The sequence below is a fragment of the Treponema sp. Marseille-Q3903 genome (assembly GCF_014334335.1).
In the GTDB taxonomy this organism is placed as follows: Bacteria; Spirochaetota; Spirochaetia; order Treponematales; family Treponemataceae; genus Treponema_D.
Window position 1 is genome coordinate 1964282 of the sequence record NZ_JACSEU010000001.1, and the last position, 22010, is coordinate 1986291.

The 22010-nt window shown below is 38.9% G+C and carries 20 protein-coding genes; 4 read left to right on the top strand and 16 right to left on the bottom strand.

Annotated elements, in window-relative coordinates; all coding sequences use genetic code 11:
- Nucleotides 1-4: 4 nt before the first annotated feature.
- Nucleotides 5-1366: a GGDEF domain-containing protein gene (locus tag H9I37_RS08890; RefSeq protein ID WP_187382248.1), complete on the bottom strand. Its 1362-nt coding sequence runs from the start codon at nucleotides 1364-1366 to the stop codon at nucleotides 5-7.
- Between the two features lie 51 nt (nucleotides 1367-1417).
- Nucleotides 1418-2224, bottom strand: coding sequence for a M28 family peptidase (locus tag H9I37_RS08895; protein ID WP_187382250.1), 807 nt, complete (start codon nucleotides 2222-2224; stop codon nucleotides 1418-1420).
- Nucleotides 2225-2321: 97 nt separating this feature from the next.
- Here H9I37_RS08895 and H9I37_RS08900 point away from each other — a divergent pair, with 97 nt between their 5' ends.
- Nucleotides 2322-3824 (top strand): glycine hydroxymethyltransferase, encoded by a 1503-nt coding sequence (locus tag H9I37_RS08900; protein ID WP_187382251.1) that lies wholly within the window; start codon nucleotides 2322-2324, stop codon nucleotides 3822-3824.
- A gap of 13 nt (nucleotides 3825-3837) precedes the next feature.
- Here H9I37_RS08900 and H9I37_RS08905 read toward each other — a convergent pair whose 3' ends face one another.
- The 3 genes from H9I37_RS08905 to H9I37_RS08915 are packed head-to-tail and all read right to left on the bottom strand — an operon-like array spanning nucleotide 3838 to nucleotide 6795.
- Nucleotides 3838-4509: a hypothetical protein gene (locus H9I37_RS08905; protein ID WP_187382253.1), complete on the bottom strand. Its 672-nt coding sequence runs from the start codon at nucleotides 4507-4509 to the stop codon at nucleotides 3838-3840.
- 21 nt (nucleotides 4510-4530) lie between these two features.
- On the bottom strand, nucleotides 4531-4941 hold the full coding sequence (locus tag H9I37_RS08910; protein WP_187382256.1) for an acyl-CoA thioesterase: 411 nt from the start codon (nucleotides 4939-4941) through the stop codon (nucleotides 4531-4533).
- An 18-nt stretch (nucleotides 4942-4959) separates the two neighbouring features.
- Nucleotides 4960-6795, bottom strand: coding sequence for a hypothetical protein (locus H9I37_RS08915; RefSeq protein WP_187382258.1), 1836 nt, complete (start codon nucleotides 6793-6795; stop codon nucleotides 4960-4962).
- A 45-nt stretch (nucleotides 6796-6840) separates the two neighbouring features.
- Here H9I37_RS08915 and H9I37_RS08920 point away from each other — a divergent pair, with 45 nt between their 5' ends.
- A complete protein-coding gene (locus H9I37_RS08920) occupies nucleotides 6841-7365 on the top strand; it encodes a hypothetical protein (protein ID WP_187382260.1) in 525 nt (174 codons plus the stop codon).
- Here the strand turns inward: H9I37_RS08920 and ilvN are convergent.
- The 6 genes from ilvN to H9I37_RS08950 all read right to left on the bottom strand — a co-directional run bounded on the left by ilvN (nucleotide 7336) and on the right by H9I37_RS08950 (nucleotide 15903).
- Nucleotides 7336-7824 (bottom strand): acetolactate synthase small subunit, encoded by a 489-nt coding sequence (ilvN, locus tag H9I37_RS08925; protein ID WP_187382262.1) that lies wholly within the window; start codon nucleotides 7822-7824, stop codon nucleotides 7336-7338. The two genes, H9I37_RS08920 and ilvN, sit on opposite strands and share 30 nt — an antisense overlap.
- A 9-nt stretch (nucleotides 7825-7833) precedes the next feature.
- Entirely contained in the window at nucleotides 7834-10335 is a 2502-nt protein-coding gene (gene thrA / locus H9I37_RS08930) for a bifunctional aspartate kinase/homoserine dehydrogenase I (RefSeq protein WP_187382263.1), read from the bottom strand.
- 276 nt (nucleotides 10336-10611) lie between these two features.
- Nucleotides 10612-11529 (bottom strand): 3'-5' exonuclease, encoded by a 918-nt coding sequence (locus H9I37_RS08935; protein WP_187382265.1) that lies wholly within the window; start codon nucleotides 11527-11529, stop codon nucleotides 10612-10614.
- Nucleotides 11530-11576: 47 nt separating this feature from the next.
- A complete protein-coding gene (locus H9I37_RS08940) occupies nucleotides 11577-12653 on the bottom strand; it encodes a glycosyltransferase family 2 protein (RefSeq protein WP_187382266.1) in 1077 nt (358 codons plus the stop codon).
- Nucleotides 12654-14900 (bottom strand): hypothetical protein, encoded by a 2247-nt coding sequence (locus H9I37_RS08945; RefSeq protein ID WP_187382268.1) that lies wholly within the window; start codon nucleotides 14898-14900, stop codon nucleotides 12654-12656.
- Nucleotides 14901-14910: 10 nt separating this feature from the next.
- Nucleotides 14911-15903, bottom strand: coding sequence for a hypothetical protein (locus tag H9I37_RS08950; protein ID WP_187382270.1), 993 nt, complete (start codon nucleotides 15901-15903; stop codon nucleotides 14911-14913).
- A 186-nt stretch (nucleotides 15904-16089) separates the two neighbouring features.
- Between H9I37_RS08950 and H9I37_RS08955 the strand changes: the two genes are divergently transcribed.
- Complete coding sequence (locus H9I37_RS08955; protein ID WP_187382272.1) at nucleotides 16090-16254, top strand: hypothetical protein; 165 nt, start codon at nucleotides 16090-16092, stop codon at nucleotides 16252-16254.
- 36 nt (nucleotides 16255-16290) lie between these two features.
- Nucleotides 16291-17844 (top strand): Na+/H+ antiporter NhaC family protein, encoded by a 1554-nt coding sequence (locus H9I37_RS08960; RefSeq protein WP_187382274.1) that lies wholly within the window; start codon nucleotides 16291-16293, stop codon nucleotides 17842-17844.
- Between the two features lie 125 nt (nucleotides 17845-17969).
- On the opposite strand, the gene rsfS is transcribed toward H9I37_RS08960, so the two are convergent.
- From rsfS to obgE, 5 genes are read right to left on the bottom strand one after another with little or no spacing between them, the layout of a single operon-like run.
- Entirely contained in the window at nucleotides 17970-18347 is a 378-nt protein-coding gene (gene rsfS / locus H9I37_RS08965) for a ribosome silencing factor (protein ID WP_187382276.1), read from the bottom strand.
- A 1-nt stretch (nucleotide 18348) separates the two neighbouring features.
- Nucleotides 18349-19560, bottom strand: coding sequence for an LCP family protein (locus H9I37_RS08970; protein WP_187382278.1), 1212 nt, complete (start codon nucleotides 19558-19560; stop codon nucleotides 18349-18351).
- Nucleotides 19557-20147 carry a bis(5'-nucleosyl)-tetraphosphatase (symmetrical) YqeK gene (gene yqeK / locus H9I37_RS08975; RefSeq protein ID WP_187382280.1) on the bottom strand — a complete coding sequence of 197 codons (591 nt, stop codon included), beginning with the start codon at nucleotides 20145-20147 and terminating at the stop codon, nucleotides 19557-19559. The genes H9I37_RS08970 and yqeK overlap by 4 nt, the downstream gene beginning before the upstream one ends.
- Nucleotides 20116-20808, bottom strand: a complete 693-nt coding sequence (gene nadD, locus H9I37_RS08980) for a nicotinate (nicotinamide) nucleotide adenylyltransferase (RefSeq protein ID WP_187382281.1) — start codon at nucleotides 20806-20808, stop codon at nucleotides 20116-20118. Before nadD ends, yqeK begins: the two co-directional genes overlap by 32 nt.
- Before the next feature lie 3 nt (nucleotides 20809-20811).
- Nucleotides 20812-21918, bottom strand: a complete 1107-nt coding sequence (gene obgE, locus H9I37_RS08985) for a GTPase ObgE (RefSeq protein WP_187382283.1) — start codon at nucleotides 21916-21918, stop codon at nucleotides 20812-20814.
- Between the last annotated feature and the right edge of the window lie 92 nt (nucleotides 21919-22010).

Consider the following 22010-nt stretch of genomic DNA (forward strand, 5'->3'; position numbering starts at 1 on the left):
ATTATTAATCGTCTCCTTCAAAATAAAATGAACAGTTTGACCTTCCGTTATTTTTTACACGATAAAGCGCCTTGTCGGCTTTTTCCATCAGGGATTCATTGTAACCGGCTTCAGAAAAAGCGACACCAACGCTGACGGAAACTACAGGAAGTCCGTCAACTCCCGACCTTAGAATTTTATTTAAATTATCAACCTTTTCCTGAATTATATTTTTTATAGATTTTCCAAACTTAGTCATTATGACAGCAAACTCATCGCCGCCAAGCCTTGCAATATAGTCAGTTTTGCGGAATTGGTTCGTAAGAAGTTCTGCAACTTTTTTAAGAACATCATCTCCGGTTTTATGCCCGTAACAATCATTTACATCCTTAAAGAAATCAATGTCTATGAGAAGATACGCAATCGACTCGGGGATAGAAAGCTCCGCTTTGATAATCTCAAAACCTTCTCGGTTTATAAGCCCTGTAAGAGAATCATGTTCAGCTTTATGACGCAGTTCAGAAGCCCTAATTTCATTTCTTTCGCAAAGCGAATTATATGAAGAAGCAAGATATTTTATTTCGTACGAACCGTTTAGCTTCATTTTTGTGCCGTTTTGAATCGCTTCAAGATTTTTGAATAAAGGCCGCAAGACAAGCGTAACGAGATGAAAATACAGAAAAACACATACTGCAAAAAGAAGAGCGACAAAGAGAATCAACTTGGAAAGCATTGGGCGTATGACTTGATCGCCGTTTTTCTTGGCATTCATATATTGAGAAGTTAAATCAGAATGCGCTTCGTGTATATAACGATTGAGTCTTGCTTTTGATGCAACATATTCCGCATTAAAAAGTAGAGAGCGCGCAGCTTCGAGTTTTTCAAGAGCTGAAAGCCTTCCGTAATTTTCTTCAAGCTCGAAATCGATTATCGCTTCCGGAATCAGCTCTTCAGGAATTTTTGAACTTTCACAGAGAAGTTTCATAATAAGATATTCAAATTTTATCAAAGCGTCTGATTCCTTTTTCGCAAATTTTATATTGAGATCAATAGAATCATTTTTGTGCGTAAATTCAATGATTTCAACAGAAGTTTCACGCCGCCGATAAATATCTTTTTCAGTAAAATACGAAGTCATAAAAACCGGTGCAAGATTTATCGAAAAGAAGTTGACTTGATTTGTCATAAAGTCAGATGCGATGCGCATTTCTTCAATCGCTTTTAAGCAGTCCGCATAATCGGTTGCAGAAGCGATAACAGCTCTATATCTTGACTTTACTTGAAACGTAAGTGTGAAAACAAGCAAAGTCAAAACAGCACCTGAAATCATCAAGAGCGTATTGATTTTCTGGACTTTTATGCCCTTTATATTTATTTTCTCTTTCATTTTTCCCGCCAGGAACGATATTTTAAATCCTATAATCTGATTAGATTAAAGTCAAGACATCATTACAGTTTTGATTTCTGCGAGCATATCTAAAATTCTTGAAGTGATTTCAAACGATTGCGGCATAAGGCTTTCAAAATCATCTTTCATTGTGTGAAATAGTTGCCAAGTGTATGGCATGTTCCCCTTTAAGGCATCTGATATTTCTGAAGATGGGAGCATTGTTATTGCGACAGCCGGAATCCCATTTGCAATAAAGCTTGCGTTATCCGAATAGTTGCACGGCAATGAAAACCACTTTCCATGCCCTGCAGATTGAATCAGATTTGCGGCGCGTTCTTCAAGAGCAGCAAAATCTTTTTTAAATTTTTGTGATGCGCCGTGCGGTAAAACTGTTTGAGTGAGGACAGGAACATCGCCTCGCCCCATGCAGTCAAAAACATAGATATCGTTATCTGTAATCCCAAGCTTTCTGAACAATGTTGCAAGCGGGAATGCTCCCTGCCTGCAAACTCCATCTTTTCCAAGCTCTTCGCCATCAGTAAAAATCAGCCTGATATTGTGGAATTCTTTCATTTTAACAAGGCGTTCGCACCATTCAAGCATGCACCAAACAGCAGCGGAATTGTCGTTTGCGCCGGGAGAGTTTTCAACGCGGTCGTAATGAGCTATGACAGTCTTAATTCTGAACTCGGGATTGTAATATCTAAGCGGAAACTTCACATATATGTGATTTTTTTCATTCATCCGAATCACAGGTGCGTCAATGCCGGACTTATTTAAATACGATTGGATAAAAGAAGCTCTATCGCATTCAAGTTCTATAAATTTTTTAAATTCAAAAGGAATCTGATACATGGTTGTATTATATCACAATATAACAATTTTCCGCTCTGTTGAAATTACTCATTTTTCAATGTAATATATGGCAATTGTAAAAACAAAGGAGCTTTATATGCCTACGTCTTTAGAAAATTACATCGCATCTTGTAACGGAAAACCGAACCCTGCAATGACAGCTTATGTCGCGAATCTTCAGCAAGTTGCTGCTGTTGGACCTGATATCGCTGCTGCAATTGTCAGCGAACTAGAAAATCAGAGAAGCCATTTAAAACTCGTAGCTTCTGAAAACTATTGTTCTTTGAACGTTCAGGCTGCGATGGGCAACCTTCTTACAGATAAATATGCCGAAGGGTATCCGGAGCACAGATATTACGGCGGATGCGTAAATATTGACACAGTTGAAAATACTGCTGCACGAGAGGCGGAAGCTCTTTTTGGTGCAGATTACGCATACGTTCAGCCACATTCAGGAGCCGACACAAATTTAGTCGCTTATTGGGCAATTTTGAGTGCAAAAGTTGAAACTCCGGCTCTCGAAGAACTCGGCGTAAAATCGTTAAACGACCTGACAGAAGAACAGTTTGATATGCTTAGAAAACGCTTTGGAAATCAAAAACTTATGGGATTAGATTATTCTTGCGGCGGTCACCTAACTCACGGATACAAAATGAATGTTTCAGCGAGAATGTTCGAAAGCCATCCTTATGGAGTCGATAAAGAAACAGGGCTTTTAGACTACGATGCTATTGAAAAACAGGCGATGGAAGTAAAACCTCTTATACTTTTGGCAGGCTATTCAGCTTATCCTCGTAAAATCAACTTTAAAAGATTCCGCGAAATCGCAGACAAGTGCGGAGCTGTGCTCATGGTAGATATGGCGCACTTTGCAGGACTTGTCGCAGGAAAGGTATTCACAGACGACTACGATCCTGTAAAATGGGCCGATATAGTTACGACAACAACTCATAAAACTCTGCGAGGTCCGCGCGGTGCTATGATTTTGTGCAAAAAAGAATTTGAAGACTACGTAAACAAAGGATGCCCGATGGTACTCGGTGGTCCTCTTGGGCACATAATGGCGGCAAAAGCGATTGCGTTTAAAGAAGCACAGCAAAAAGATTACAAAGAGTATGCGCACAACGTTGTAAAAAATGCAAAAGCGCTTGCAAAAGCATGTATGGCACACGGAATGCGGCTTCAGACAGGAGGAACTGACAACCACCTTATGCTCGTAGATGTCACAAGTTACGGATTGACTGGCAAACAGGCAGAAGCAGCTTTGTTCAAATGCGGCGTTACTGCAAACGCAAATGCTCTTCCTTATGATAAAAACGGCGCTTGGTGGACTTCCGGCATACGCATTGGAACTCCGGGTCTTACAACTCTCGGCATGAACGAAAATGACATGGAAGAAGTTGCTGACATCATAGACTTTGTATTAAAAGAAACAAAACCTGGTGTCACAAAAGACGGAAAACCTGCAAAAGGTAAAATAGAAATCTCTGATGATACAGTGACGGCGGCTAAATCGAAGGTGAACAAATTGCTCAAAGAGCATGTTCTATATCCTGAGCTCGACATCGATTTTTTAAAAAGAGAGTTTGTAAAAGCCTGACAAGATTTTCCGGCTAATTGATTTTGTTTTTCCGGCTGCCGGTTATAATTTCGTACCAAGACCTTGGTTCTTTTAAGCTAGGATCAAGGTCAAACAGCCTGACAAAATCGCACAGTTTTTTCTGGGCAAAGTCATTTTCTGAATTCTCTGCATTTTTTGCATTTGTTGAGGCTTCAGCGGCGCCCGCATCCTCCGCATCGCTTTTTACAATTTCAACTTCGAGCCACTTGCTGTCGTTTACAATCTCGAGTTCAAGATGAAAATCAAAATCGGCAGAAGACGACATTTTACAGTGGCATGAATACGCATGCTTTTCCTTGCTGAACCATTTATGATATCCTGCTTCTTTTAAAAAAATGTACATGACTTCGGGATTTGAAACAGATGATTCATATTCTCTGTTGACTTCGATTGCGTTTTCGAGTTTTTTATATTTTATCGTAAAATAAGTTTTTATTTCGTCGTCATCGATTGTCTCGCTTCTCATCCTGATGACGTCGGGCTCGCCATTTTTTAGCTTTTCGTCTCTTGAATCATAGCGCGTAAAATATTCATCTTTTTTGAAAAGTTTTGCCGGAGAACTCGTCGTCAGCCCCGATACGGAAGATTTCCCGAAAATCACATCACGAACATAATCGTACTGTAAATCGGTGAGCGGAATTTTTATCTCTATCTCGCGTCCCATAAAATTTAAATCCAATGAAAATTAAAGAGGCTGTTCCAATTCTGCAAATGCTTTTGCCAGAGCGGGATAAGATTTTTCTATGATTACAGGCATCCCTTTTTCGTTTATAAAGCAGTGCGATGATTTTCCTGTAAAAACAACATCGTCTCCGACCATAAACTTGTAGCCGAACGTGATTTTACAAGCAGAACGTTTTTCAACATTTATATAAACGTTTATCACATCAGGAAAAGATGTCGATTTTTTATAATTTGCCTCAAGCGACATGACAGGAGAGCCGATTCCCGTCGCTTCAAGTTTGTCATAGCTCCAACCGATTTTATCGAGAAGATAGATACGCGCTTCTTCCATGATGCGAATGTAGTTTGAATGGTGCGTGATTCCCATCTTATCTGTTTCATAATAGTTGACTTTGTGTATATAAGGTCCCATTTTATTCTCCAATAAAACTCAATATTTACTTACAAGCGAAATATTTCCACATACAATTCCATATTTATCGTAGACATAATCGTTGAGCGCAACAGCCGCATCTTCAAAACCTCTCCCTTTTGTTTCTCGAACATAGGCGGCAAGTTCCGGAGTGTATTTCATGACAGAACCACGGTTTGCGCAGTGAACAAAATATGAAGCGACATCTGAAAGTTTTTGCTGCATTATATATGCCATAAACTCGTTTTGCAACAGATAATCATCATTTATATCATAGCCAAGCTGAGGCTGCGATTTAAAATAATCAATTAAAAATGCACGTGAGAGCGGATCAAAAGTGTAAAAAACAGCAGATACAAAGTTGCGGAAATCTGCATCGCGGAAGAAAATTGTGTGCCAGCCTTCGTGTGCAAGGAGTTTTTGTCGATTCCATTCAGGCGTTTCCTGCGAAATTGAAACGACGCCTCCTTCATTTGCACGGACAAAATCTCCATCAGATTCTAAAAGACCATTCGCAATCAAAATCTTTTTTAAAAGCAGCTCCTCTTTGTTTAAAACAAACCCCGTCTTATTCGCTTTGTTAAAAAAATCAGCCATAGAGACAGCGCTGTAATCATGAGCGTTGTAACCGTGCAAGTCCGCAAGCTCTTCATTTGTCAAAAGCCGACCTTTGTATCCTTGTTTTTCCACAAAATACGCCATTCGCCTAAAAAAATTGTTTTGCACATTGTAATTGCGTGTGTCAAAAAACAAAATGTTTGAAAATCTGTCCCATTCAAATATTTCATAGTCGAGCGTACGCCAGCCTGAACGTTTGTAATTCAATATTAAACCGGGTTCTGTTCTTATCGGGATGAGGACTTCGCTTCCGCTTCTGTTTGTGCTATGCATCATGACAGAAGAAACACATTCAGCATTGTTCACGATTTCCAGGCGAGAAAAAGGAGCTTTCATAGAATCACAAGGTACGATAATTTCATCTGCTGGAACAACGTTGTTGATAAAAAGTTTTTCACCTCCAAGGTTGATTTCAGCGCGGACAGATTTTTCTTTGCTCGATTTATTTTCAGGATTATCCGAAAGTTTGATTGCAAATTCGGGCATTGTCATTTTCGTATTATTGACAACAGGGAAAATCATTGAACCGCCGGAAAAATCAAAACTCTTATTTTCAAAATCTATGATTCCGCCGTTGTACGCAAATCCGTAGAACGGAATTGATGAAGCAATGTCAAAACCGAGTTTTGCAGGCATGATACAAGCTGCAACAATTTTACACTTTACGGACGAATAAATAAAAAAACCTTCCGGTAAAACTTTTCTTATATCATCGTTTTTTTGAACTGCAAAAGAAACGTCAAAAACTTCCGGCGACTTTTTCAAATCGCCCTGCACAAGAATTCGGTGAGATGGTTGATAAACGCGGCGAATAAATTTTCCTTTGGAATTAAAATCTTGATCGCTCAAAAATCCGTATCTAAAATAAAGATTTTCATCGCCGCTAAGAATTTTCTTTTGCAAGTGCGAACGATTTACCTGAAACCTGATTGTAATTGCAAGCGTGCCGTTTTCCTCGCAAAAAAAAGCCATGCGCTCTCTCTGACTTTCCGTAAATTTGAAGTTTGCATAGTCGCCGCTTTTTATAATTCCGCTGCGGGCACTTTTATCTAAAGAAAAAAGACTGTCTTTTACATCGCTCCCGAAACATTCGAGTTTTACACCTGATTTATGTCTTGTCGCAATTAGAAATATTCCAAGCAATAAATCTGTAAAAATAAAACAGGCAATGAGTGCAGCGATTTTTTTCTGCTGTTTTGAAAATGTTTGAAATTTTGGTAATTTAAACGAAAGCATTCTTAAACTATATCAAAAAATCAAAAAAGTTTATACTATACCGAAATGACTGTTATTGTTTTACATCAGGCAGATGAGCTGAAATTGATTGATTTTCAAAAAAAACTCATAGAAAATACAAAAGGCGGATGGTATGCCCATATACCACTTTGGATTGAACTCCCTGATATTTTTTGTGCAAAAAATAAAGATGATTTAAAAAAACTCTCAAAACAGATTTCAAAAGTCGAAGTCGGAAGAGTATGCCATTCAGATGAAACCTCTGACTTGATTTATGCGAATATCACAATTTTTGATAAAAATGATAATGCGTTTTTTGCAAGGCTGCCACTTTTGCACCGCCTGAGCGAAAATTCTCGATGCGAAAAAGATTTTCCCGCCACAAAAGAAAACGATTTTGCCTGCCCGCTCTCAAAAATAAAAATATTCAGGCTTGGAATAGAAAAAGAGACAGATGTCTCGGAAAAAAGCAGACATTTGAATTCTCAGAATATCTTAAACGTACAGTTGAGAGCTTTGACAGACTCAATCTGGGTCAAATTACATGACAGCGCTTCCTCGGTCGAGTGACGTTATTCCCGTTCTCACATATTCGAGGATTCCGTAAGGCTCAAGCAGCCGAAGCAAACTTTCAATTTTTTCTTCGCTTCCTGTGATTTCTATTATCACCGATTCAAGTCCCACATCGACTATGCGAGCTTTGTAAATATCACAAGTTTCGATGATTGTTCCTCGGTTGTTCGCTTCTGCACGGACTTTGATCAATCCCATTTCACGCTGTACAGAAGAAAGTTTTTCGCACTTTTTGATTCCGATAACTTCCTGAAGCTTTGAAAGCTGTTTTTGAATCTGGTCAAGGATATGTTCATCGCCTTTCACGACAATCGTCATTCTAGACTGCTCAGGCTTGTCTGTCGCACATACAGTCAGAGAGTCGATGTTGTAACCCCGGCGGCTAAACAGCCCTGAAACTCTGGACAAAACTCCTGATTTATTTTCAACAAGAACACTTAAAACAAATCTTTCCATATTTTCTCTCTATTTTTCAGGGTTGAAAGACACTGTTCTTAAAATATCTCCGAACACGCCGGCCGCCGTCACGCCTGCCCCTGCCCCATATCCGCGAACAGTTAGAGGAATCGGCTGATAACGTTCTGTATAGAACACAAATGCGTTTTCACCGCCTCGAACACCGTAAAGCGGATCATCAGAGCTGACATCCATCATCCCGACAGAAACATTTCCATCTTTTATAGAAGCACCCATTCGGAGAACTTTTCCATTTTTCTTCAAACTCGCAATTTTTTTCGCAAAATAATCATCGACTTCAGGAAGTTTTTTAAGGAATTCTTCAACTGTTCCTGAAGAATCGAACGATTCAGGGAATACTTTATACATCGTGATGTCGGAAAGTTCTATATCGAAACCTGATTCGCGTGCGATGATAAGAGCTTTCCGTGCAACATCCATTCCGCTTAAATCATCACGTGGGTCAGGCTCTGTGTAACGCAATTCTTTTGCTTCGAGAACAGCTTTGCTAAAAGGAATACCTTCATCGAGCCTACCGAATATATATGAAAGCGAGCCCGACATAATTCCGGTAAAGCTCTCAAGCCTATCTCCTGATTTATAGAGGTTTTGCAGAGTATCGATTATAGGGAGTCCGGCGCCAACATTTGTCTCGTACAAGAAACGGCGGTGCATCTTGTTGGCAGCTCTGCGCAATTCGTGGTAAAAATCGATTCCCATTGAGTTTGCGCGCTTATTAGGAGTTGCAATGCTCATTCCCGCGTTGATGATGTCTAAGTAACGTTCAGGCAAATCATAAGACGCAGTGCAGTCCACAAATACAGGATTGAGAGGCTTTTTATCTTTTACAAATTTTATTATGTCGTCAACATTCTGCGGCCCAAACTGAAAATCAGTTTTTTTCATCTGTTCACGCCAATTAGAAAGGTCTATTCCATCTTCTTTCAAAAGCATACCGTCGATAGTTGTGATCGCAAGAACTTTGATATCGACATTTTCTTTAAGAAGCTTGTCATGCTGTTGATAAATCTGGTCGATCATCGTACCGCCGATTGTTCCGGCTCCAAAAGCGAACACTTGAATTGTCTGAGCTGTGTGGAAGAAAAACTGATGAGCTGCGAGAACGGCAGTGTCGGCAAACTCGCTGCAAATTACAGTTGAAATACAACGTTCTGAACTGCCTTGAGCTATTGCGAGGATATTTATATCCTGACTTGAAAGCGCATTGAAAAATTTAGAAGCGACGCCTCTGTTTGCAATCATCCCGTCTCCAACAACAGAGACAATCGCACAGTCGTTGCGTACATCAATTTCATCGATCAGTTTTTCACGTATTTCAAGTTCGAATTTTGCTGCAAGAGCATCACGAACTTTTTCTGCCTCATCATCGCGGACGCAAAAAGAAATTGTATATTCGGAAGACGATTGAGTTATCAAAAGAACCGAAACACCTGCTCCCGATACGGCAGAGAAAATCTTGCTTGCCATACCTGAGCGTCCACGCATCAGAGAGCCGCCAACACTCACCATTGCGATGTGCTTTAATGAAGAAATCCCACATATACTTGATTTTCTGTGGCTTTCAAACGGGCCTTTTCCGATTCTAGTCCCGCGTGCATTTGGATTGTGGCTGTTCAAACTCCACGCCTCAATTCCCTTAGCTTGAAGCGGCGCAATAGTTTTAGGATGAAGAACTTTAGAACCGAAAAATGAAAGTTCCATCGCTTCTTCATAAGTCATATCGTCGACGAGAATTGCATCTTTTACAATACGAGGGTCTGCTGTATAAACACCATCTACATCTGTCCAGAATTCAACGCGTTTAACACGAAGGCTCGCACCGATAATTGCGGCAGAAAAATCAGAACCATTGCGACCAAGCAAACCTGCAACAGGTTTAGAACCGGAGCCGCCTTGCCATGTACATATAAATCCCGGAAATAAAAGGATTCGAGTTTGATCGGGGCTAGCTCCGTCTCGGAAAGGTGCGCAAGCCTCGTTGCAAAGCGCATAATCGGCTTCACCTTCTTTTTGGTTCCCGGTTGTAAACACAAATTTACGGCTGTCTAACAAAATCACACTTTGTTTTTTAGCGAGCAAAACGGCTTCCATGATAGGAGCAGAGAGAAGCTCTCCCATGCCCATTATACGGCAGTGGACAGTATCAGGGCACTCGCCAAAGCTCACACAGCCTGCGAGCAGTTTTTCAAGTTCAACAAAATTAGATTCAATCTTAGACATTGTCTTTTCTGCATCAAAACCCGAAAGTTTTGAATGAAGTTCCAGACATATTTCATTGTGGATATTTCTTATTTCAGTTACATAATTGGCTCCGGTAATTCCCGATGTCGTTGCATCAATCGCAGATTGCAGCGTGTTAGAAACGCCGGCAACAGCACTTACAATAACACTAATACGATCTTCTTTTGCACGATTGATTATAATTTCGGAAGAAGCCAAGATACGGCGAGCGTTTGCCATTGAAGTGCCGCCAAATTTGAGAGCAATCATATTACCACCTTGATTAAAGACCGCAATTTCCCCGAGTTTCCGAGCGAGCATCTACACAATTGGCAGAGTCGGAATTTAACCATAACTAATAACTTTAATTCTGACATTTTAATTTAAAAGATTTTTTTAAGCAAGATTCCCAATTTTTGTGCCAACAACTCGTGTGTGCAATATCAGCAACTCGTGTGTGCAATATCAACAACTCGTGTGTGCAAACAATTCGTGATATCACGACTAGAAAACTCGCTAAAAATTATCAAAAAAAATAAAAATATTTTATTTTAATATTGTGTTGATTTCGTCGACAGTTTTACATTCAAGACCGCGTCCCAAAACTTTCTTTAACAATTCTGGATGAGGCTTGTCGCGAAAAATTACAGTCCCTTTACCGTTCAACCGCTCCCCAAGTATTCCGCCGTTGTCATATATTTTTTTTGCTAGTTCAAACGCAACATCCACATCATGCATAAGCTTATGTTCAAACTCAAACTTCTGATTGTCGACAGTTTTATACTTTGGCATCGGAGATTTTTTATTATACAGACGCTTTATTTTCTCAGTGATTTCCTTGCGGTATTCCCGTTCTTGAGCTTGTTCGAGAATCTGTTCATTAGATACAAAAAGAGCTTTATTTTCTTCCAATATCTCTTCGACTGTCTTCCCTGATTTTGCACATTCGGCCTTAAGGCAAAGCATAGTCATAATTGCGTCATCTTCAGACTTGTGGCTATGATATTTTGCAACATTTACACAAAATTCTTCCGCCCACTCGACAAGTTTTTGCTTTTTTTGATATTTTTTTTCAAGGTATTTTTCGATATCAAAAGCACGAAACTGAATATAAGGAAGCTGATAGCGTTCGCACGCATTGTTTACAAAGCCGACATCGTTAGATACTGCAAAACCGACGATGTAACGATTTCCCGTAGTCAAAAGTTTTTTGATATTTTTATAGTAAGATTCAAAATTAGGCTTAGCTCTAAAATAATCTTTTGAATATGCAAGTTGACATCCACCTTTTTTGCTAAAAAGATACCAGTCAAAATCGCACTCAGGATTTATTACAACATCTTCATGCTCAATTATATTAAGCTCATCGTCGGCAATTACGTAACCGAACGAACACATCTTTCCAATTCCGTCAAAAGTGTTTGCGCATTCACAGTCAAAAAAAACAAAAGATTTATGAATCATAATGTGATTTTACAGTTTAATTTAGTTTTGTTCAATTTTCCGATTTTTTATGTTTCATTTTTTTTGTCTGATTTTGTACGCTCTTCGCAACAAACATCGCCACCACTTGTTTTTTCATTTTTATCGTATTTTTTTTTCATCTCTGCTTCAACGCGGCGGACGAGAGACTCCCCCCAGAAATCTTCAAGAATTTTATGAGCGTCCTCTTTTAATTCAGGAAGAACTTCTTTATTGAATTGAATAAGATTTTTTTGAAGATATTCTACAGCAACGTTAAGTAAATTGTTCAATTCGTCAGCTTCAAGCGGCGGTTTTCCAGTTAGATTTTCTTGCGTTTGACACCAATCAAAAAGCACTGTAAAAACTGAGGAAACGGAGCAAATGCTTTCCCACTGGTCGAGCGTCTCAACTTTTACGTTAGAAGTTATGCCGGTGTTTACGCAGTAATAATACGAAGTAAAATCGATCCCAATATAAAGTTTTGAACAGAGGCTTATAAAAAAGAAAAAAAGCAAATCTTCTGCGACGGTGCAATAAACAGAAGGAACATTTTCGAGGGCATTTAGCAAGACTTCGCGGTCTATAAGTTTATTCCAAAGGAAACTTGATATTTTAGGAGGATTAACCCGCGTGTAGTGAAAAATATCGCGCCAAGTCACAATTCCTAAAACCTGCGAATCTCTTGGTTTATTTAAAAACAAAACTTCGCCGTTTTTAAGCTCAAATTGCTCAGATTTTCCTTGAACAATATCTGGAAGTTCTTCCGAACTGCAATTTAATATCGGTTTTGTAAGCTCTAGCAGAGCATCTTTATCTAAAAAATCATCGCTGTCGAGCATAAAGATATATTTTCCGCGCGCAGCATAAACCATATCGCGGCGAGTTTTCACAATTCCTTCATTGTTTTTGTGAACGATATACACAACATGATTTTTTATGTGTTTTTTAAACTGATGTATGATTTTTTTGCAAGTTCTGCCGTCTTTATCAGTTCCTGTGCTAGAGTCATTTAAGATAACAACTTCAAAATCACAAAAAGTCTGCCCCGCAACGCTGTTCAAACAACGCTGCAAGGTAGACTCCGTATTATAGACAGGAATGCAGATTGAAATTAAAGGCGGCATTTAGTCATCGACTTTTATGTCATATCCTGAGAAACCTACTGTATTATCATCTAAGCCGATAAGCTTAAGATAACTATTAGAAATATCTACGGAAGCACCCGGTATGAATGAATCTAAATCAAAGTAAACAAATCTGGTGACCTTAACATTATTAAGAACACTTCCTCTTTCAGAAAATACTAGCTTCTTTTTTTCAGGATCGATCGCAACAAAACGCGCAGGATGAATAAAATGCATATAGTCGTTTTCATCTTTAGCTACACTTGTAAAAATATGATTATTTGCCGTATTCTTATATTCTTCTGTTTTAGCTTTTCCAAAGCGATTGAGAACAGCCAAACTATCGCCGGACAGTTTAATAATTTGACCGGTACAAATAGCATGTTCGCCATCTGAAATTGAGCTATTTGATTCTGTAATATTATGCTGCACAACGAGCAAATACAAATTGCCGTCGAAAACAAGCATATCATTGACAAAAACAGTCTGTTTAGAAAGGTTCGAAGAATTATTTCCTTTATAAGGGATAGCCTTATAAATCTCCTCTCGAAGCTGTTTATGAGAAATTAAATTAGCAAAAGTAATTTTGTTTGAACCTTCTGAAAAACTACGCTTCATTAAGAAGTTAGCGCCACCATCTTTATAATAATATAAATACAAATCATTGCCGGAAACCGCAAAATCGATGTCATCAGGAGCGTTCCCAATCTCAAAATAACCAAAAGAAGGGTGAGCAATATCATTTATTTTGCATTTTAGTAAACCGATATAATTGTCAGAGTCCTTAACAACATGCATACAGAAGTATATGTTTTCTCCATCTCTATAGATTTTTTGGAGGTACGTAGCATATGGAGGCGTCCATTCTACAGGAACCGGAATATTTATTAGAGTGCCATTTAATGGATTAAAAGGAGTTGACGTTGGCATGCTCGATAAATTTGCATAACGAAATTCGTTTGCGTTTTCACGGACATAGTATACATTGCCATCAGCTAAAACAAACTCTTCAACTGCGGCAGAGAATTCATAGCTTTTGTCATTTGGTGCGCTTAAAGTAGGCAAGTCACCTAAATTTTTTGAGTTAATGCTAAAAATATACTTTTGAGACGCGTTAGATTCACCATAAAGAGATCCCATTACATCAGGATATTCATACCATTTTGCATATAAAGAGAGATTTTTTGTAGAATTACTAACATCATTGCCATCTTCTTTTAATTGAGACTCCAACGATTTAGAAAAAGTTTCGTCGTCTAAATACCATCCCTTAAAAGCAAAACCGTATTTTTTAGGCGAGAATCTATTTGGCGCTAAAAAGAAATCACTTTTAGCCATCAGGTACTTTTTGCCAGCTTCTATCGGCTGAAAGCTTTGCACAGCACCGTGTGGAGTAATGATTCCTCCTTTCGTCAAAAGATTCACAATCATAAATTTATTTTCAGGATTAGATGCCTCTTCGCCCGGCGTAATATAAAGATTTTCTTGAACTAAATAAACAGTTTTATTATCGAGTTCAATCTCTATTGTTACATAATATGCCCCCGAAGGAATATCGCTCAGCCAAACTCTGTTGACAAAAAAATTCGCCTTTTGCCCCCATGTACCTCCAAAAACATTGGAAACTCCATATTCGGCAGACAGATTTTTTGCAGAAGCTTTATTTTTTTTATAATCTTCCAAATCGTACAATTTAATAGTCGGGTGAGAATTACGTAGCGTATCATAAAAATTAACGCTCGGCACTGCTATTCCCAAAGTAGTACCGAGATCAGCTGGAACTTTAATAGAAATATCAGCGCTTCCCTTTCCTGAAAAAGTAAAATTTACACTGTTTAAGCCTGACACTATAGTTTTAGAAATGACAGACTTAAAAACCTTGTCGGGAGGAAAGCCTGGTTTGGAAATATGTTTGGCTGTCAATGTGAATTTCCAGCTGCCGGCAAGAACCGAGATAAAAAAGACTTTTTCTTTCAAGTACTCTTCGCCTTTAAAAGATTTTGAAAATTTTCTGCCATCAGAACAGACAGCTTCCAACTCAAAGTCAAATGTTGAAATATCGATCGCATCTGAAGATATTTTTCTTGAGCTGCCTGATAAGCCGTCTATTGTTATGCTTAAAACTGTTGAATTTTTTGAGTCATTGTCTCGGTCGTTGTTTTCAAGTTGATTTACACAAGAGATAAAAAATAACATTAAACAACAAATAAAAACTCGATTGATAAACTTAATTATATTTTTTTTCATGCTTTCCCCCTTAGTTAGGTAAATTTCCCAACTCAAGAACTTCATCATCGTATTCTGCTACAGAGCCAACTACGTGCGCCGTACAACGAACCATGATTTTTTTCCTATTGATGTAGCTTGCTGACTCCATCTCGATTTTTAACTTTTTACCGTCTCCTTCAAGTTCAAATTTTGCTTGAGTGCCGTTGTGCTCAACAGAAACTTGTTGTCCTTTCTCAATTTTAGTATAAGGACCGTATACTAACGAATATTCCCAAACGTAAGAATCATACTTTTTAGTTTCTGAGGAATTGTCCAAAGTTAAAGTGATTTTTTTCGTTGTTCCGACAGTTTCTGATTTTATATAGAAATACAAATCATCGAGATGTCCCCCCTGATCGATAATAATCCGAGTTTTATCTTTTTTTGATAATTTTACAACAACAAGATTTTTTCCGGGAATAATTGGAATTTCATCGGAAGTGCCGGAAATTTCAAAAGAATTGTACAACTTTTTTGCGTTTTTAAATTTTAAAACTTCTTTTTGAATATCATTTTCAGAAGCCGCTTCTCCAAAAATTTCTTTGAACTTTGCTCTGATTTGCTGTTCCATGTTCTCAAGACTGCCTTCGTTGAGTTTTATAGATACGCTGACTTTTATCTTTTTACCGATTGCAACTTTATCAAATGCTACATTGCTGTCGATGTAAGATTTTTGATTGTCTGCATTGATAAATTGGAGCAAAGACAATTGCGTAGACTTGCTGGCTGCAACTTTACCGTCTTCTAAAAGATCAAATGATAAATCATATTTTATGAGCGAATTGATGTAATTTTCCATTTCTTCGCTTGTTGTTGCGGCACGTGACGAAAGTCCGTTTGAAAAAACAGGCGAACAAGCCTTTGCAATTTCTGCAACATCAAAAGAAACCTCGCCATTTTTCTGATCTGAAAGATTTAGACCTGAGCAAGATGTAATAAGCAAAAGGAAAAGTGAAAAAAAGATAACAAAATATTTTTTCATAAACACCTCCATAATATTCAAATTCCGTCGCCACATTATACATGAAAAATAAAAACAAAGCAAATTAGCTTAGCATTTTCTCTTATATTAAATATATTTTTTGCAAAATGTGCAACAATTTACTCGCTTCGTGATATAATCCATTTATTCTGATTTTCCTAGTAAAATCTCAAAACGGAGGCGAAAATGATGACTACGGAAAAAGCTTTAACGGCGCTCAAGCATATAAAAACTTACTGTAATGCGGCTCAGCTTGTTGAGCTTGATTATGTGATTGAGGTTCTCGAAAAACTTGAAAAAGCGGGTGTTCAAGACCCTCTCTCTGCAGATTTTAAATTACTCGCAAAATGAGCTTAAAATGCTCTTAAAAAAAAGGATACACAAAAAATGATAGGAACTTTTTGGGCGCTTGTGCCCGCTATCGTCGCCATAGCTTTGGCTCTTTTGACTAAAGAAGTTTATTCTTCTCTATTTATTGGAATTATAATCGGCGCAATTTTTTACGCTATCGACACAGCGGCTGGTTTTCCAGGCTTTTTCAATCACCTGTTTAATGACGGCATGATTTCTCAGCTTTCTGACAGCTGGAACGTCGGAATCATCATCTTCCTTGTAGTTCTTGGAGTGATGGTTGCTATGATGAACAAAGCCGGCGGTTCTGCCGCATTTGGCGATTGGGCTAAAAAACATATAAAATCTAAAGCCGGCGCTCAGGTAGCGACAATTTTTCTCGGCATTCTGATTTTTATAGACGACTATTTCAACTGCCTTACAGTCGGCTCAGTTATGAAACCTGTGACGACAAAATACGGAGTTTCTAAAGAAAAACTCGCATACATAATAGACGCGACAGCGGCTCCAGTCTGCATCATCGCTCCGATTTCTTCATGGGCAGCTGCCGTTTCAGGATTTGCTTCTGAAGGGGAAAACGGAATTTTACTTTTCTGCAAGGCAATTCCATTCAACTTTTACGCAATTTTGACTCTTGCGATGTTGTTTATTTTAGTTTTTATGAACTTTGAATACGGAACGATGGAAAAGTTCGAAACAGCTTTTGAAGCATCTAAAGTCACTTCTGATTTTGAAGATGAAAGCGGCGGAAACGGAAAAGTGATAGACCTCGTGTTACCGATAGCAGCTTTAATCGTGCTTTGTGTGACCGGAATAATTTATACCGGGGGATTTTTCACTAAGACAACGCTCGGCGATGACGGCGCTATTTTTGCCAACGAAACATACCTAAACTTTATTGAAGCATTTGCAGGAGCTAACGCTTCTTTCGGTCTCGTGATAGGTTCTTTTGCTGCCCTCATAATCACAATTATCTTTTATATTTTCCGCAGAGTTATCTCTTTTAAATCGATTATGCAGTCTATCCCTGACGGATTTAAAGCTATGGTTCCTGCAATCTTGATTTTGACTCTTGCATGGACGCTAAAAGCTATGACAGATTCTCTTGGTGCTAAAGACTATGTTGCAGGCATTGTAGAAGGTTCTGCCTCAGGATTTAAGATGTTTCTTCCTGCTATAATCTTTGTGATTGCGGTTGGCCTTGCATTCGCAACAGGGACTTCGTGGGGAACGTTCGGAATTCTAATTCCAATCTGCATTGCAATATTTGCCCCGGGAAATCCGCTGAGAATTATCTCTATCTCCGCATGTATGGCAGGAGCAGTCTGCGGCGACCACTGTTCTCCGATATCAGACACAACTATCATGGCAAGTGCGGGCGCCCAATGTGACCACGTAAACCACGTTTCAACCCAGTTGCCGTATGCGCTTTCTGTAGCGGCGATTTCATTTCTTACATACATAATCTCGGGTTTTACGCAGAGGCTTGGTCTTGTGGCAAGTGGAATCATTTCGTGGACGTTTGGATTTTCGGCACTCTTTTCATTCTTGATTTTTATGAAAAAAAGAAGTTTACGAAAGCAGAAATAAAGTTCTCTCGGTAAACAAAAAGTTCTCTCGGTGAACAAAAAGTTCTCTCGGTGAACAAAATGTCCACCTAGCAGACAAAACCCCGAAGTGTGGGAAATTACGTGTCTAAGACGCTCTCAAAAATTCTATACACTTTCGGGATTTTTTGATCGTTGATTGAATTCTATAACTCTTCCTGCATGCCACAGTTTTTCCAAATCATAGAACTCGCGCGCAGTTTCTGACATCAGATGGATAACAATCGGTCCTAAATCTATGAGGTTCCAGTCGTTTCCATCAGGTCTTTTTTTGTTTGTAAGGTGAATCTCAAGGTCAGTATCTTTTATAAAATCCTTTATGTCTTTGTATAACCCCTGCCAGTGAGCAGAACTGTTTACTGTGACGATTACAAAATAATCTGTCCAGCTGTTTAATTCACTTACATCAAGAAGGACGACATTCTCACCTTTTCCATCTTCCATCAATTTTGCAATTTTAATTGCGTTTTCTTCTGTTGTTTTCATTTTAATTAGATTTTCTCCTTGGAATTACATAACGTCCGTTAAAATCTTTGCCAAGAATAATTGTGAAGTCAACTCCGATTTCCGAATAACTCTCAAGTTCTTCTTCCGACGCTTCACGTATATTCGTACAATGGATAAATTCTCCGACGCTCTTTGCAACTTCTCTGTTGTTTATGTGGTCAATGATTACAGTCTCTTCGTAATCTGTCCGAGCAGCATTGACAGGGCTCAACACATCATAACTTGCGTTCTGGAACAGCACAGCGGTATTCCTTGCAAGCCCTTGCACAGTAGTTCCGTTTTGAATTTCAAGAACATACACTCGACTTGACAAAGAACCGTCTGTAGACGCAAGCATATTTGTTGTCTGTTTTACAGCTTCTTTTATGAATTCACCGTTATTATCAGGCATCAGCAATAACTGACCGTCGACACGACGCAAAGACCCTGTAATAGTAGATTTAATTATCGATTCTGCATCTACATCAGCGATAAGTTTAAACAAGCTCTCCTGTTCATTTTTATTGAGATTTATCTTTATACTTTGTGTATAAAGCGAGGCATTATCTTTTTTGAAAATCACAAACTTCTTGTCGTGAATGCCTGTTATAAAAGCGACCATCGCATTTTGGTATCTGTCTTGAACATCAGCTTCGCTTTCGTCTTCAAGTCTGTAATGAAGATATGCGTTGATTTTATCTCCGTCAAGATTTATAGCGCCTGAAGGCAATAGACAGCGGACGCCGTTTTCATCAATCGAATCTACAGGCTCTGCAATAAATACACGCATACCGCCAAGATAATCTGAAACTTTTAGGAAATCCTGAAGCGACAGCAGTGCGTAATACGGAATTTTCATCCCGAGAAGTTTTTCGACTTCTGATTTATATAAATCGATTCCCTTTTCCTGATAAACTTTGTCAAGCCTATCTACACGGCCGAGTGAAGAATAAATAGAGCCTGTGTAGCCTGGAAGGTTTACAAGAGCTGCCTTTGAAGATTTTGTGTTCAATATCAAAACTGACGAACAAAGGACGCTTTTATCTTGATCTTCTATTACCAACAACGTCCTTACAACAGGATTATCTTTCAGGCTGTCCTCTACAGCGTTCGTTCTTAACGTAAAACTAAAAAAAAGAATGAGACCGATTGTAATCAAAATAATAAGCAAAATAAAAATTAAGCCTTTTTGTTCATCTCTTATTTTTTTCATTTTTCAGCTCCAAATGCCTGTTTTCTGTAGTATTCAAGCATGCGCTCCGTGTTCGGGTATATTTCATAACCTTTTTTTAACAGATATTGATAATTTTCTTCAAAAACTGAATAAAACATCTTTGAAAGCGGCATCGCAAGCAGTTTTTCCCGATATTCGGATGTTGACTGTGGTCTACCCGGTTCAATTTTATCAGCAAGAAATAAAGCTTTTGTCAAATCGCACATTTTTTCAATTCCAGATGTGTGGTTCGCAACTGCTTCAAGAATATCGTTATCTTTGATGCCGAATTTTTCTTTCATGACAACGGCGGCAGCTCTTCCATGCAATAGCGAAGGATTTTCAAGCTCCATCTGCGAAATCGGATTTCCGTCGCGCTTTGCAATTCTTATCATCTCGTCATAAGGCAGATCTTTACACATATCGTGCCCGATTCCTGCAAGATAGCCCGCTCTATCATCTAATCCGCAAAGCCTGCAAATCTTCGCACACATTTCGGCAACGCGTTTTGAATGTTCATATCGCGATTTTTTTACTGACTTTTTTGTGTACTCTCTAATCTGCTCTGTCAGTTTTTCCCAATCCATTGAATTTCCCTTCCGCTATTGTCCTTTCAATATACTCAAAAACCGAGCGTGGAACAAGATATTTGTAACTTCTGCCAAATGATATGCGCGTGCGAATCTCTGTAGAAGAAACAGAGACCATAGGATATTTTATCATTGTATAATCGTAACCAAATTTATCTGCATCAAAATCTGAAGCAAAATCAGAGTTGAAATGACCTATGGGCGTGTTTCGGCTCGACGTAGACTCTCTGCTTACCATATCTTGTCTGCGCGGCACAATGATAAAATCTACGAGTTTTGCAATACGCTCCGGCTTATTCCAATTGTGAAATTCTGCGGCAACTTCTTCGCCCATCAAAAAGCCGATTTTACCTTCAATCACATCTTTATATTTTTCTGTGATAAATTCTATCGTGTCTACAGAATATGAAATTCCCTTCCTTGTTATTTCACAGTCTTCAACATCAAAATGTCCGTCGCCTTCAGAACGGCAAAACAGGCGGACTTGTTCAAGGCGCTGTTCCGGTGAAAAACCGTCATTTATCTGTTTGTGAGGTGGAATAAATGTTGGCACAAACAAAACTTTATCGTAGCCAAGCTCTTTAATAGCAGTGTCGCCGAGCATTGCGTGTCCAATGTGAAGAGGATTAAAACTTCCGCCCAAAACAGCAATTTTCATTTTTTACTTTTCACTTCCCGGGTATTGAATATCGTCTTCTTCTGAAAAATATTTTGTATTCATAAAACTCGGTGTCGTTTTTTCATTTTTATCTTTATAATCAGAGTTCCTGTTTACAAGTTTTACGATATGTTCCCTTGCAGAGTTCATTCCAAATCCTGTCATCACAGAAACAGGAATTACATTTGTATTCGGCTCGGATTTTTTGATTTTTTCTACAACTTCCATCGTCCGCTCGTAAACGCCATCTTCGTCAATTTTGTTGCATAGCACAATCTTCGGCTTTTCCATGAGAGCGTCAGAAAAATTTGAAAGCTCATTGCAGAGAGTATCGTACGCTGTGAGATAATTTTCATCGCTACAGTCGATCATAAATATCAGACATGAAGTCCTTGTGATGTGTTTGAGGAATGTATCGCCAAGACCAAGCCCTTCAGATGCACCTTCAATGATTCCCGGAATATCAGCGATTATGATATCGCTTTCGTCATCAATGCGCAGCACACCGAGGTTCGGAATTATCGTTGTAAACGGATACGGAGCAATCTTCGGGCGGGCATTTGTAAAGAAAGTAAGCAGAGATGATTTACCTGCGTTAGGAAACCCTACAAGTCCGACATCAGCCATGATAGAAAGTTCAAGTTTTAAAAAACGTTTTTCGCCGGGCTGACCGGGATTTGCCTGACGAGGAGCCTGATTTGTTGAAGTCTTAAAGTGTACATTTCCCCAGCCGCCTTTACCGCCTGTCAAAAAGATAAACCGCTCTTCGCCTTTCGCAGTTGAAAAATCGTAGATGATTTCTTCGGTTTCTGCATCGCGAATCGTAGTTCCGGGAGGGACAGCTATTATACAGTCTTCTCCGTCAGCGCCATAACGATTCCAACCTTGACCATCGCCGCCGTTTTGAGCTTTAAAACAGTGCTTGTGACGCAGTTTCGCCAAAGTACGAAGATTTCGTTTTACACAAAAAATTATATCGCCACCTTTTCCGCCATCTCCGCCGTTCGGTCCACCATAAGGAATGTATTTTTCGCGGCGAAAAGCAACACATCCATTGCCGCCTTTACCGGAGCGAACTTCAATTATAGTTTCGTCAGCAAAACCTATCATATTTTCTCCCATAAAAACTTTTGCAGGAAATAGCAATTTCCGAAAAAGTTTTTAGCCGTGCGCAAGAGCGCACACGTTCAATAGTCGAGTTT